Origin of the sequence: Rhizobium sp. ZW T2_16, from assembly GCF_044987325.1 — a bacterium.
Classification (GTDB): Bacteria; Pseudomonadota; Alphaproteobacteria; order Rhizobiales; family Rhizobiaceae; genus Neorhizobium; species Neorhizobium cellulosilyticum.
Genome location: NZ_JBJDRG010000002.1, coordinates 586452 through 599575 on the forward strand (window position 1 = coordinate 586452; position 13124 = coordinate 599575).

General features: G+C 60.3%; 15 protein-coding genes. 8 read left to right on the top strand and 7 right to left on the bottom strand.

Annotated elements, in window-relative coordinates; translation table 11 throughout:
• Positions 1 to 291: 291 nt before the first annotated feature.
• Complete coding sequence (locus tag ACI3K0_RS08430) at positions 292 to 534, top strand: hypothetical protein (RefSeq protein ID WP_148145442.1); 243 nt, start codon at positions 292 to 294, stop codon at positions 532 to 534.
• Positions 535 to 640: 106 nt separating this feature from the next.
• On the top strand, positions 641 to 937 hold the full coding sequence (locus ACI3K0_RS08435) for a hypothetical protein (protein WP_404945244.1): 297 nt from the start codon (positions 641 to 643) through the stop codon (positions 935 to 937).
• A 152-nt stretch (positions 938 to 1089) separates the two neighbouring features.
• Here the strand turns inward: ACI3K0_RS08435 and ACI3K0_RS08440 are convergent, their stop codons facing one another.
• Both ACI3K0_RS08440 and ACI3K0_RS08445 read right to left on the bottom strand, forming a co-directional pair.
• Positions 1090 to 1500 (bottom strand): DUF5086 family protein, encoded by a 411-nt coding sequence (locus ACI3K0_RS08440; protein ID WP_183827418.1) that lies wholly within the window; start codon positions 1498 to 1500, stop codon positions 1090 to 1092.
• Positions 1501 to 1598: 98 nt separating this feature from the next.
• On the bottom strand, positions 1599 to 2237 hold the full coding sequence (locus ACI3K0_RS08445) for a hypothetical protein (protein ID WP_183827414.1): 639 nt from the start codon (positions 2235 to 2237) through the stop codon (positions 1599 to 1601).
• A gap of 24 nt (positions 2238 to 2261) precedes the next feature.
• On the opposite strand from ACI3K0_RS08445, the gene ACI3K0_RS08450 reads away from it, so the two are divergent.
• Positions 2262 to 2480: a hypothetical protein gene (locus tag ACI3K0_RS08450; RefSeq protein ID WP_183827411.1), complete on the top strand. Its 219-nt coding sequence runs from the start codon at positions 2262 to 2264 to the stop codon at positions 2478 to 2480.
• Between the two features lie 367 nt (positions 2481 to 2847).
• Here the strand turns inward: ACI3K0_RS08450 and ACI3K0_RS08455 are convergent, their stop codons facing one another.
• On the bottom strand, positions 2848 to 4536 hold the full coding sequence (locus ACI3K0_RS08455; RefSeq protein ID WP_206826446.1) for a LysM peptidoglycan-binding domain-containing protein: 1689 nt from the start codon (positions 4534 to 4536) through the stop codon (positions 2848 to 2850).
• Between the two features lie 158 nt (positions 4537 to 4694).
• Here ACI3K0_RS08455 and ACI3K0_RS08460 point away from each other — a divergent pair, with 158 nt between their 5' ends.
• On the top strand, positions 4695 to 5312 hold the full coding sequence (locus ACI3K0_RS08460) for a TIGR00730 family Rossman fold protein (RefSeq protein WP_404945245.1): 618 nt from the start codon (positions 4695 to 4697) through the stop codon (positions 5310 to 5312).
• A gap of 131 nt (positions 5313 to 5443) precedes the next feature.
• Here the strand turns inward: ACI3K0_RS08460 and ACI3K0_RS08465 are convergent, their stop codons facing one another.
• Positions 5444 to 5773 carry a DHCW motif cupin fold protein gene (locus tag ACI3K0_RS08465; RefSeq protein ID WP_148145435.1) on the bottom strand — a complete coding sequence of 110 codons (330 nt, stop codon included), beginning with the start codon at positions 5771 to 5773 and terminating at the stop codon, positions 5444 to 5446.
• Positions 5774 to 5805: 32 nt separating this feature from the next.
• Positions 5806 to 6732, bottom strand: a complete 927-nt coding sequence (gene rarD / locus ACI3K0_RS08470; RefSeq protein ID WP_148145434.1) for an EamA family transporter RarD — start codon at positions 6730 to 6732, stop codon at positions 5806 to 5808.
• A gap of 215 nt (positions 6733 to 6947) precedes the next feature.
• Between rarD and ACI3K0_RS08475 the strand changes: the two genes are divergently transcribed.
• Positions 6948 to 7823, top strand: coding sequence for a protein-L-isoaspartate O-methyltransferase family protein (locus ACI3K0_RS08475; protein WP_404945246.1), 876 nt, complete (start codon positions 6948 to 6950; stop codon positions 7821 to 7823).
• Between the two features lie 137 nt (positions 7824 to 7960).
• A complete protein-coding gene (locus tag ACI3K0_RS08480) occupies positions 7961 to 8581 on the top strand; it encodes a pyridoxamine 5'-phosphate oxidase family protein (protein ID WP_183827399.1) in 621 nt (206 codons plus the stop codon).
• Here ACI3K0_RS08480 and ACI3K0_RS08485 read toward each other — a convergent pair.
• On the bottom strand, positions 8578 to 9486 hold the full coding sequence (locus tag ACI3K0_RS08485; protein ID WP_404945247.1) for a LysR family transcriptional regulator: 909 nt from the start codon (positions 9484 to 9486) through the stop codon (positions 8578 to 8580). The two genes, ACI3K0_RS08480 and ACI3K0_RS08485, sit on opposite strands and share 4 nt — an antisense overlap.
• A 106-nt stretch (positions 9487 to 9592) precedes the next feature.
• Here ACI3K0_RS08485 and ACI3K0_RS08490 point away from each other — a divergent pair, with 106 nt between their 5' ends.
• Positions 9593 to 10561: an alpha/beta fold hydrolase gene (locus ACI3K0_RS08490; RefSeq protein WP_183827393.1), complete on the top strand. Its 969-nt coding sequence runs from the start codon at positions 9593 to 9595 to the stop codon at positions 10559 to 10561.
• Positions 10562 to 10704: 143 nt separating this feature from the next.
• Positions 10705 to 11286, top strand: a complete 582-nt coding sequence (locus ACI3K0_RS08495; RefSeq protein ID WP_183827390.1) for a hypothetical protein — start codon at positions 10705 to 10707, stop codon at positions 11284 to 11286.
• 3 nt (positions 11287 to 11289) lie between these two features.
• Here ACI3K0_RS08495 and cimA read toward each other — a convergent pair whose 3' ends face one another.
• The gene (gene cimA, locus ACI3K0_RS08500) at positions 11290 to 12909 is read right to left on the bottom strand and encodes a citramalate synthase (RefSeq protein ID WP_183827387.1); all 1620 of its coding nucleotides are present in this window, start codon (positions 12907 to 12909) and stop codon (positions 11290 to 11292) included.
• Positions 12910 to 13124 lie beyond the last annotated feature (215 nt).

The following is a 13124-nucleotide window of genomic DNA, read 5'->3' on the forward strand; positions in this document are numbered from 1 at the left end:
CGGCACATAGGCGGCAAAAGAGGCGGATGCAATGTCAGGCCGGGTGTTTCCGCTGGAAATAGGGTGGTTATGGATCGGGGAGGGTGTGGGTCGCAGGTGCGAATGCCATACGGAGCCTTTATCGAGCGCATTCATGACCACAAGAATTGGCCCAGCTGTGGCTACGATCCCATAACGATTGCAGCCCCATATGGGCTTCGGCGGCCTAGTCTCCGCACTTGGACCGAAAATGACCGCGTGAATTCCACCGCGGCGCCCCGTTCGCAACCGGGGGATTTGATAAGGAATAACATGAAAACTTACCTCCTGACCGCCGCTCTCATTATCGCGGCAACTCCCTCATTTGCCTGCACCGCAGAAGATCTGACCGCCAAGGCGACTGAAGTCTCTCAAAAGATGCAGGAACTGGCAGCCAAGGACCCGCAGAGAGCTGCAGCCGTAGCCCAGAAGATGACGGAGGGACAGGCTCAGACTGCAACCGATCCGAATGGCGCCTGCAAGCTCTACGACGATATTCTCGCAGAGCTTCAATGAGCCGCCGAAGCACCGGCAATGCCTTAGACGCTGCTTTGCCGGCCGGAGGCGATTTGCACATACGAGGGGCACGGAAACCGGATTTGATGGAATTGGATGGACTGAAATGGTTTTTATTTGGCGCGGATGGGGGGTTCTCACCATCCCTCTCATCGGAGTTGCAATCTTTGCCGCGCTTTGGGTGACGGAAGCGCTGCAGCTGTCGGACTGGGCGAAGATTTTCGAGTTCGCGGCAATCTTTCTCGTGGCCGGATTGCTCAACTGGAAGCTCGGGCGTTTTCTCAACAGGACAGGATTGCCGGGCGCGCGGCACGACCTGTTTTTCATCCGGATGGAATACTGGTCGGTCCCGGTTTTTCTCTTCGCCGTCGTTTTGCTGGCTTCCGGTTTATACGCTCACTGATTGGTGGCGCTTGTAAAAGCGCTATTCCCCAGCCCGTCGAAACGGTTTCTTTCCCGGCGCCGCTTGCGGCATGAGAAAAAGTCGCAGAAGTGAGGGCGGCGATCGGGGATAAAGGGCACGTACTATGGAGCCGATGAAGCGCTGCGTGAGTGTTATTGCAGCCTTGCGATACAGTTCAGGATATCCGTATCGCAGATGGGAACTTCGGTACGCGCTTCAGAACCATTCAGCCAGCGGCGATAAGCTGCGCGGATCTCAACATCCTTGTAGTTGTAGATTGTTGCCCGCCTGTCAATGCGGCTCGCCTGCAGCGCCTCTGGTGTAACGGCCATATGGAAGATGAGCTGCCTGAATTTCCAAGGCTGCCAACCTTTCCTATGTTCGAAGACACGAACGTGGAAATAGGGATCATCCTCTCGTGCCGGCTGCATCTTGTAGACAGCGGCCCATCGCACCACGTCCCGTTCCACGGAGAGAACAACGTTCTCCTGCGCTTCTTGCGCTTGAAGTGCATTCGTGGCGCTCAAAAAGAACGCGATCGAGAGAAAGAGCGAGCGCAGCATGACGACGACTCCCATAGGCTCTGTTTCAGGCAGGCGACGGAACCTGTGTTCCAGCCGATGCCGGAGTTGTCAATCCGAGTGCGCGTATGTGCTCGGCGTCAGGAATTCGACGTTGCCATCCATGTGAGATAGTAATGCGTTTCACCGATCATACCGAAATACGAACTGGCCCCGCTTGCCTTATCTATATGGCTGGAATCCTGGTTGCGGACAAACCGGCCGTAGGAGTCGCGCAAGAGCGTGTCCCTGAGAAAGCTGCTCCATTCGGATGTCGCGACCTGGATGATCTCACCGGATGTCGTGTCGCCACCCGCCACATCGCGGGCGATGACCTGCTCGCCGGTAACGACATCGGTGACGGTCAGCCGGCCATCTCCAAGCGCCGCCTGCATCGTTTCGGCCATGGCGGATGTATCTTCGTTTGCCTTCAATAGATCGAGCTTCTGCTGCAGAGCCTTCATGAACGCATTCGAGGATATGTCATCGATTGCGCCATCAGTATATCGATCCGCGCTGTTTTCCGTTGCCGTTCGCTGAATCGATCCGAACTGCGACGACAGTTCGTTTTCATATCCATAATCCTCGTCCTCATCGGCGGCTTCGGAATAGAACAGCCGCGAAAGCGATGCGGCGGACGAGCCGGGTGTCGGATTGTCCGGATTACCGGACGTGTCGTTAAAAGCCTTGAACACGACCTGTTGCGGCCAGATCCGGCTGGAGCTGATGCTGGAAATCATTTTGTCCTCGCGAAGAATATCGGCTTGGCGTCAATCGATTCGGGCATTCTCAATGAGGCAAGCGTCCCGCGGCTGGCATGCGCGAAGCTGATCAAGGCTCGCAATCCTCCCGCCGCCATCAATGGGGCAAAGGCAAGCAGCCGCACCGGCAAGACCGGTTCGGTGAAAAGGGAAGGGGCAGGCGGTGGGGTATCGGGTATTTGGTATTTCAGGCTTTCCGCCTGCCCCGGCCGGCTCATTTGATCCTGCGGGACTTGTCAGTTCCCGTTCGATCGCAATCGCGACCATCACCGGAGACCGAGTGGCAACCCGTTGTGAAGGAGGCCGGTTCGCGAACCCGGTTCCCATCCGATGACGACTTGATTATCGGCCTGTCGGTGAGGGCGGGGATGAAGAGGCGTCGACGGAACCGCTAAGCGATTGCGCGTGCTCCGAAGATTTTTTCAAATACCCTTCAGCCATCCCCGCTTTCCCGCGCAGACGCCAGTGCGAAAGTTCCGCACACCAGACTTCGACCCTCAATCCGTCTCTGCACTGCATGCTCTCAGAAACACTTCGGCCGGCGGTCCTGTTGGGACCGCCGGCCGGGGAAATCGACGATGCGGGCCAATCAGCCCTTGCGATGCTGCAGCCGTTCACGATGCAGTTCTTCCGAATCCGGCCGGAACTGTTCCGGCACGCCAAAGATCTGGCCGGGCTGGATGACGTCGGGATTGGCGATCTGCTCCTCATTGGCGAGATAGATGGTCGTATAGCGCACGCCCTGGCCATAAGCGCGCCGCGCGATCTGCCACAACGTGTCGCCGCGGCGGATGATGACGGAGTTGCTGCTGCTCTGGGTCAGCGGAGCCTGCTGGAACGTGCGCGTACCGTCGGCCGAAGCCATGGTCTGTGGTGCGCCGCCGAACTGCTGCGCTAGTGCCGGGCCGACCGTATCGGCAATCAGTTTGGTCAGATTGTCGAGGGCCGCACCGACCGCTGCCACGTCACGCGGCAGGTCTTCCAGCACCTTGCGGGCCGCATTGGCATGGGCGGCCGTGACACCGACAGCCTCGGTCGCATTGATGGAAGCACCGGCCGGCAGCCTGTATTCGCCAAGCGACTGTAGCGCGATCGAGGTTGCCGAACGGGCTGCCGTCATGCTTTCAAGGGTGGGAACCTTGCCTGCGTCGTAAAGGCCCTTGAGCAGCGAGAATGCCTTGGCCACCTGTCCGCGCAAATTGTCGAAGGCGCCACCATCGGCAACCGTGACCGGGCTTGTCGGCGCGGGCGATGCGACGGCTGCAACCTGATCGCCGGCCGGCCGGTTGAACGGCACTTCGACGCGGACCAGAACCTGTCCATTGCTGCCGAGCGCCTCGACGGCGATACGGTGATCCCCGACGGTGAGGTTGGCATTTCCGTCAATGACGAAATGTCCGTCGCCCCCGGCCTGTGCCTGGCCGACGACGGAGCCATCGGCAGAGCCGCGAACCTGACGGCCCGATTTGGTGACGCCGGCGATGAAGATTTTCGAGCCTTCGATCTCGACCGCCGTGATCTGCAGCTCGCTCGACATGGCAGGCGCCGCTGCCGGAGCAGTGGTGCCGGAAGCCGGAGCGGAAGCAACGTTGGTGGATTGGGGAGCAGCAGGGGCGGCCGAAACCTCGACGCCTGCCGCAGGCTGTGTCGCTGCCGGTGCAGCCGCGGCCTTGCCGGCTTCTTCCGGAACGGCGATCAGGCGGCTCGCCTTCCCGGGCTTCGTCACCATGGCGAGAAGCTTGCCGTTCTTGTCGGCGGGCACGGAAACCGTTGCGACCTCTTCCGACGTGAAGACCTTGCCGTCCTTGCCCGTTGCCTTGAGCACGATCTGATGGTCGCCGGGGGGGAGCGGCTTGTCCAGCACGGCGGCAAAATCACCGCTCGGGCCGACATCGACCTTGGCGATGACGGAAGTGCCGTTGGTGATCTCGAGGGTGGAATTCGGCGCCGCATGGCCGGCGATGACCGCGGAGCCGTCCGGCTCGACGCGAAGCACATCGAATGTCGGTGTATCGTTGGACGCAGCCGAAGGCGCAGCGGCGGCTGCAGGCGCATTGGCCGGGGCAGAGGATGGAGCTGTCGTCTGAGGCTCGACCTTCGCTGTCTCCTGAGGCTTGTTACCCTCGGTAACGGCATCCTTGACCGCATCGCCGGCAGCATTGATCGCGGCTGCGACTGGCTTGCTTTCCTGGTTAATCCTCGGCATGACAACGAAGATCATCAGCAACGAAGCAATTGCAAGTACAATCAGTGCGAGCCAGCCGGCACGGTTCTTCATCGTCTTTTGCCTCATAGGGCCTGAGTTTCCGCTACTTTACCGATTAGCCCTTTCCACCCTTCTTAACAAGCTTTTCACGTCATAAAGCCTTGCTCTTGCGGGATTTTCCCGTCAATTTTGTGTGGTGCGACCACAACTGACGCACCTTTGAATGCCCAATGGAGAAAACTGTGCCAATACGATCCATCTGCGTCTACTGCGGTTCCCAGCCTGGCCGTGACCCTGCCTATATCGCCGCCGGCCGCGCGCTTGGAAAATCGATTGCCGCACATGGTCTGCGGCTCATCTATGGCGGTGGCACCAAGGGTATCATGGGAGCAGTCGCTGCCGGCGTCCTGTCGAATGGCGGCCAGGTGACCGGCATCATCCCGGAATTCCTCGTCGACATGGAGGCGACCCGTCATTCGCTCGGCCAGTTGAACGAACTGATCATCACCAAGGACATGCATGAGCGCAAGCACAAGATGTTCGAGCGCTCCGACGCCTTCGTCACGCTTCCCGGCGGCATCGGCACGCTGGAGGAGATCGTCGAGATCATGACCTGGGGCCAGCTTGGTCGCCATGAAAAGCCAATGGTCTTTGCCAATATCGGCGGCTTCTGGGATCCGATGCTGTCGCTCGTAAACCACATGCGCGGCGAAGGCTTCATCCACCGCGCCCATCTCGTCCAGCCGCTGGTCATCGCAGAGGTCGACGACATCGTGCCGGCAATTTTGGAGCGCGACGAGATCACGGCGTCTTCCAGGGGGGAAGAGGCGGTTATTTCAAAGCTGTAAGTGTACGGTCGTCATGCTCGGGCTTGTCCCGAGCATGTGCTACATATCGGCTTTTGCTGCGTGGATAGATCCTCGGGACAAGCCCGAGGATGACGGAAAGACAGGTCCGAGGACTATGTCTGAACGTGTAGTCAGTCGACGATGAACAGCTTTGCGCCGGTCGTCGTCGAGGAGCGGTGCGGCTCTGCCTTGTCGGCAACCTGATAGCTCATGCCGGGTTTCAGCACGAACACCCGCCCGTCGGCGAGTTCCGTCGTCATCTCGCCTTCAAGGCACAGAAGGATATGACCCTTTTCGCACCAGTGGTCGGCCAGATAACCCGGCGAGTGCTCGACCATCCGCACCCGAATGGCGCCGAAATGCTGCGTCCGCCAGGTCGAATGGCCCGTGTCGCCCTTGTGCACGGTCGGTTCGATCTCCGACCAGTCGGTCGTGCCGAAGGGAATGTCTGACATCTGCATGAAGGTCTGTCCTTGAGAACCCGTGGCGAAAATCAGCGGCCGCGCAACTGTCGCAGCATGGCGACGGTGTAGAGCGCCAGCGCCGCCCAGATCAAGACGAAACTTGTAAGCTTTATCGGGCTCAGCGGCTCGCCGAAGGCGAAGATCGCGATCAGGAAGATCATCGTCGGCGCGATATATTGCATGATGCCGATGGTTGACAGTTTCAAAAGCTTGGCGCCGTTGGCATAGATCATCAGTGGCCCCGCGGTCACGATACCGGAAAGCGCCAGCATGCCCATGTCGAAGCCGGTTCCGCCAAGGAAGTGGCCCTGTCCGGTCGCTTCGAGCCAGATGACATAGGGCAGCATCGGGATGCTGATTAAAAGCACTTCGAGAAAGAACCCCTGGTTGGGGCCGATCGGCAGCGTCTTGCGCAAGAGCGCATAGATGCCCCAGGTGAAGGTCAAAGCCAGCGATACCCACGGAAGCCCGCCGGCGCCCCAGGCAAGAATGGCGACCGCCACGACCGCAAGCCCGATTGCCGCCATCTGCAACGGTGCGAGCTTTTCTTTCAGAATGACGGCGGCCAGAAAGATGCTGAACAGCGGGTTGATGAAATAGCCGAGAGCGGCGTCGAGCGCGTGTCCTGCGGCAACCGCCCAGACATAGACGCCCCAGTTGAGGGTGATGAATGTCGCGGTAACGCAGGCCATGCCGAGCATGCGCGGATTGGCGAATGCTGCCCGGACATCCTTCAGCCGGCCGAGAATGATGAGCACGATACCCGCCACAGGGACGGACCAGATCGCCCTGTGCGCCAGCACCTCCATCGGCGGAAGATGAGACACCGCCTTCAGGTAGAAGGGCAGAAAACCCCACATGAAATAGGCAGTCAAGCCGAAGGCGAAACCGCGTGGCGTATCTTCATTGACCGCAACAGGCGTGTTGGCGGGGGACGCGGCGTTTTCGGTGGCCATGGGGTGCTTCCGGCATTCTGTTGTAATTGTGTTTGTAATTATCATGGCGCAATTACAGGATCGTGCCCTGTGCTACCAATTCATTTCTTTGAACCTTGCATTGAGACAAGTCATCCATCCTGCCACCCACGCGCGAAGCTGTTTCGCAAATCTGATCGAGAGGCCAGATCGGGTGGAAAGCGCGGCATGATGGATAACAGACCGGAGAATGACGTATGAACCTGGAAGACCAGCCCGCGCATCGTCGCAACTATGCGCTCCAGCTCCTCGCCAAGGCCGGGGTGGACGACAATGCGCGACTGCTTGCCGCTTTTGCCCGTGTGCCGCGCGAGGACTATGTCGGCCCGCCGCCCTGGATATTCGACGATATCTTCGGTAGCGGATACCGCCCCGTCGCCTCGACCGATCCCATTGTGCTCTATCAGGATGTGCTTGTCGGGCTGAAGACGGAAAAGGGCATCAACAACGGATCCCCCTCGCTGCATGCGGCGGCGTTTGACGCGTTCAAGATCCGCGAGGGCGAGACGGTCGTGCATATGGGCGCCGGCGTCGGGTATTATACGGCGATCATGGCCGAACTCGTCGGCCCATCCGGTCGGGTGATCGGTGTGGAATACGATGCCTCACTGGCGCAAAGGGCAACGGCGAATCTCGCCTCATACGCAAATGTCGAGGTGGTGCAGGGCGATGCCTTCGACTGGCCGAGAGAAGAAGCCGATGTCATCTACGCCAATTTCGCCCTCGACCACCCGCCGGAAGCCTGGATCGAAAAACTCGCGCCCTATGGTCGCCTGATCTTCCCGCTCGGCATTCCGGCGATCGAAAAAAGCCGCATCGGTTTCACCCGTCATGCGGGCTACCTGATGATCGACCGTCAGGCTGAGGGTTTTGGCGCGCGCTTCCTGCAGATCGTCTCCTTCATCTGGGGTGAAAGTACCAGGCCGGTACCGGAAGGTCGTCATGCCGTGCTGGAAGCCGCTTTCCGGGCGCGTGGCCTGCGCAGGGTAAGAAGCCTGCGCTGGAAGACGGAGGCGACAGGCGAGGAATGGTATGGCGAGAAAGACTGGGGCCTGTCATTCGACGAGCCCTGATTTCATCTGCCCATTTTCCGGAGAGATGATCTCCAGAAATGGCCGATTATTACGAGGAATGAAAAGAGGCATATTTCTCCCAACGAACCGCACGGGATCGCCATTGATCCCCGGTTCAGGTTTCAAGGGAGAACGCCATGTCCTACGGATTTCTCGATATCGCCTCGACACCGAGCGTGCGGGCAGCACAGGCGGAAATGGGCATCGATCATTTCTGGTCCGATTTTTCCGGCGACCGCACGATGGATCGCTTCACCGAAGGCGAAAAGGCCTTCATCGGTGAACGCGACAGCTTCTACATGGCTACGGTTTCCGAGACCGGCTGGCCCTATATCCAGCATCGCGGCGGACCGGCAGGGTTTCTGAAAGTCGTCGACGACCGAACGCTCGCCTTCGCCGATTTCCGCGGCAATCGCCAGTATATCTCCACCGGAAATCTGGCCGCCAGCGACAAGGCCTGCCTGTTCCTGATGGACTATCCGCGCCGCGCCCGGCTGAAGATCTATGCGCATGTCGAAAAACTGGCGCTGGACGAAGACCCGGCGATCACCGCTCTCGTTACCGACGCAGGTTATCGCGGCAAGGCCGAGCGCATCTTCAAGGTGCGGCTGGAAGCCTTCGACTGGAACTGCCCGCAGCATATCACCCCGCGCTTCACCGAAAAGGAAGTCGCAGCCGCCGTGCGGCCGCTGCAGGATCGTCTCGCCGAACTTGAACAGGAAAACGCGGCGCTTCGGGCCAAGGCTGGGCCAGCCTAAGCCTCGATCGGGAAGACAGCCCTGAGCCTTGGAAGAGCAAAGTCGAGAAAGCTGCGCATCTTGAGCGGCATCTGGCCCCGTGATGCATGGATCAGGCTCACCGGGACAGGATCGGTCTCGTAATCTTCAAGGATGATCTTCAGGTCGCCGGCCTTCACGGCATCGGCCACTTGATAGTGGAAGAGGCGGATGACGCCGGCATCGCGGATGGCCGCCTGTAATGCCGCTTCGACCGTGGTGACCGACAGGCGAGGGGTAGGCGAGACCGAGAAAGGCGACCGGTCGCCCGCTTCGCGAAATTGCCAGCCGGGTTGGGAGAGTGGTGTCTCGATCGTGACAGAGGGAAAACGGGAAAGATCCAGCGGGGTTTCCGGCATGCCTTGCGCCGCGATGAGCCTTGGGCTGGCGCAGACCACCATGCGGACCGATCCGACTGAAGTCGCGATCATCGAACTGTCCGGCAACCGACCGATACGCACGGCCATGTCGATATGGTCTTCGACCAGTTGCAGGTTTCGGTCCTGCAGCAGCAGGCGGATATCGATTTCAGGGAAGCGGGCGAGGAAGTCGGTGACGACCGGCAGCACATGCAACTGGCCGAACTGGATCGGCGCGGTGACAACCAGCCGGCCTTTCGGTTCGGTGAACTCGCCTGCAGCCTCCCGTTCGGCTTCCTCCACCTGCTCGATGATCCGCCGGGCGGCCGCAAGATAGCTGCTGCCGGCATCCGTCAGGTCGGTTCTGCGGGTGCTGCGGACGAGAAGCTTCGCTCCGAGCGCCGCTTCGAGATCCGAGATTTTGCGCGAAAGCGTGGTGACAGGGACGTTGAGCGATCTTGCGGCCGCCGAAAAGTTGCCGGTGTCGGCAACCCTGATCAGCATCGTCATCGCTTCTATGCGGTCCATCGTCTTCCCGTCCGCCGGCCTTTGCCGGACGCCCATGCAGCCGGTCGAAGGACATCCGGCAGCGTCGAAAGTTTCAATTGTAATGTCAACCACTTGGAGAAGTGAAATGAATCGATTTGTGATCGCCCTTGGATTGTCTCTTGCCGGTCTCGCGCCGCTCCCGGGCGTTGCGACTGCAGCAGACATGATCACGGCTGCGCGCCCTGCACCCGCCGTCATCCATTATCGTTACGCCACGGTGGACGGCGTCAAGGTCTTTTATCGCGAGGCCGGCCGCAAGGATGCGCCGGTCGTGCTTCTCCTGCACGGCTTTCCCACGTCTTCGCACATGTTCCGCAACCTCATCCCGCTGCTTGCCGATCGCTACCGGGTGATCGCGCCGGACTATCCGGGCTTTGGCTATAGCGATGCGCCGGACCACACCCGGTTCACCTACAGCTTCGCCCATTACGCCGATATCGTCGATGATCTCCTTGGCCAGATCGGCGCGACGAACTACGCCCTGTATGTGATGGATTACGGTGCCCCGGTCGGCTACCGGCTGGCGCTGAAACACCCCGAGCGGGTGACGGCCCTCGTCGTCCAGAACGGCAATGCCTATGAGGAAGGGCTTAAGGGATTCTGGGACCCGATCAGGGCCTATTGGGCAAGCGGATCGGAAAAGGATCGCGAGGTTCAGAAGGGCATACTGACGCTGGACGCCACCAAATTCCAGTATACCGACGGGGTGAGGGATGTTTCTCGCATCAGCCCCGACAACTGGCTGCAAGACCAGGCGCTGCTCGATCGGCCCGGCAATAACGAGATCCAGCTCGACCTGTTCTACGACTACCGCACCAATCTGCCGCTTTATCCGCAGTTCCAGAAATTCTTCCGCGACCGCAAGCCGCCGACACTGATCGTCTGGGGCAAGAACGACAAGATCTTTCCGGAAGCAGGTGCGCATCCCTATCTGAAGGATCTGCCGGATGCGGAGATGCATATACTCGACACCGGCCATTTCGCCTTGGAAGACAAGCTCGACGAGATCGCGCCGCTGATGAACGATTTCCTCGACCGGACCCTGCTCAAGTAGGAAACCCTTGTTTTCGGGCGGCGCCTCTCCCACCACCCGAAAACCGTTCCGGTTGTCGCGCCGATAGGCTAGCATCAAGCGCGGGGCGACTGACGTGCGAGGGCACGAATATGAGGCTCCGATGGCAATCGGAAGGGGCGATAATGGGTGTTCGGGGCTTGCTGTTTTTCATCGTGATGGCGTCGGTTCAATCGCTGTCCATTACGCCACCGGTCCATGCGCAGGATGCCCGCGCCGAAGGCCGCGACGGAGCGTCGGATTACGACCAGAGCCTCAACGGTCTTGTCACACAGAGCATCGTGAGGGATCTGGCCTCGGTGCGAAGCGAATGCATGGCGGCGTCTCCCGTCTATCGGCTGGATTGCATTCGCCAGGGGCTTGAATTGACCTCGCGGCGCATACCCTATCACGGCGATTACGGCCCGATGCGAGAGGCGCTGAGATCTGGTGCCGGATCCGTCGCGCCGATCATCAACGCCCATGCTGACGGCGATCAGGACAGGCTGGAAGTCAAACCCGGCGCCAATCCGCGCTTCAAGACACGGCGCTATTACGTAGCCACCAAAGCCGACCGCCATGACGGCACCCGAGCCGACGCCTTCAAGGCCCTCGACGCTACCCAGTCGCGCCTGCTCGAACTCGGCAAACGCTCGCCGGACTGGAACAAAGTCTATACGACAGTGGCAATCGCGGTGGCATCACTGGCGGATGTGCTGCGGCGATAGAGTTCACTCAGCAGCAATCCGGCCCGCCAGTTCCCGGTTCTTCATCAGCTTGTAGATGACCGAGTCCATCAGCGCCTGGAATGAGGCATCGATGATGTTTTCAGAAACACCGACCGTCCACCAGCGCACGCCGCTTCCGTCTGTGGATTCAATGAGGACGCGGGTGATGGCCTCGGTGCCGCCGTTGAGGATACGCACCTTGAAGTCCGCGAGAACCAGATCGTCGATCTCGTTCTGGTATTTGCCGAAATCCTTTCTGAGCGCGAGATCGAGCGCGTTGACAGGGCCGTCGCCTTCCGCCACCGACATATGGCTCTCGCCGTCGATGACGATCTTCACCACCGCCTCGGACACTATCTTGATGCGCCCGAGACTGTCGAAGCGGCGTTCGACCATCACCCGAAACCCGTCGATCGAGAAAAATTCGGGGATCGTGCCGAGCGTGCGGCGTGCGAGCAGTTCGAAGCTCGCATCGGCGCCCTCATAGGCATAGCCGGAGGCTTCGCGTTCCTTGACGATCGAGATCAGGTGATCGAGCTTCGGATCGTCCTTGGCAACCTCTATCCCGCGGCGCTTCAGCGCGTTGATGAAGTTTGATTTGCCGCCCTGGTCCGACACCATGACCTTGCGCAGGTTGCCGACGCTGTCCGGCGTCACATGCTCATAGGTACGCGGATCCTTCAGGAGTGCCGAGGCGTGGATACCCGCCTTGGTGGCGAAGGCGGATGCCCCGACATAAGGCGCCTGATGGTTGGGCGAGCGGTTGAGAAGCTCATCGAAGGCGTGCGACAGGCGCGTCAGCCCCGACAGCCGCTCCGGGTCGATCGCCGTCTCGAAGCGGGAGGCATAGGCCTCCTTCAGACAGAGCGTTCCGATCAGCGTGATCAGGTTGGCATTGCCGCAGCGTTCGCCGATGCCGTTGAGCGTGCCCTGAACCTGCCGACAGCCGGCTTCGATGGCGGCAAGCGAATTGGCCACCGCCTGGCCGGTATCGTCATGCGCATGGATGCCGAGCGACGCGCCGGGAATACCGGTGGCGATGACGGCGGAGACGATCTCGCTCACCTCGTTCGGCTGCGTGCCGCCATTGGTGTCGCAGAGCACGATCCAGCGGGCGCCGGCGTCATGGGCGGTGCGGGCGCAGGCGAGCGCGTATTCCGGATTGGCCTTGTAGCCGTCGAAGAAATGTTCGCAATCGACCAGCGGCTCCTTGCCCGCAGCCTTGGCAGCCTCGACGCTATCGCGGATGGAGGCGAGGTTTTCTTCATTGGTGCAGCCGAGAGCCACCTTGACGTGATAGTCCCAGCTTTTGGCGACGAAACAGACGGCATCGCTCTTCGCCTGCAGCAGTGTAGCAAGCCCCGGATCGTTGGACGCGGAAATGCCGGCGCGCTTGGTCATGCCGAAGGCGACGAATTTTGCTTTGATTGTACGCTTCTCGGTGAAGAAGGCCGTATCGGTCGGATTGGCGCCGGGATAACCGCCCTCGACATAATCGAAGCCGAATTCGTCCAGCATCGCCGAAATCGCGATCTTGTCCTCGACGGAAAAATCGACCCCGGGCGTCTGCTGCCCGTCGCGAAGGGTGGTGTCGAAGAGATATATGCGGTCTCGGGTCGTCATGGATGCTCCTCCCAGAGCGGTATGTATATATTGGCGGCGGCGTTACCCCCCTCTGGTCTGCCGACCATCTCCCCCACAAGGGGGGAGATCACAAGTGGCAGGACCTCCGCTCCCGAAACACGACAGCGCCCAGAAGAAACATCATTTGTGAGTTGGGACCGCGCGCCCAGCTGATCTCCCCCCTTGTGGGGGAGATGCCCGGCAGGGCAGAGGGG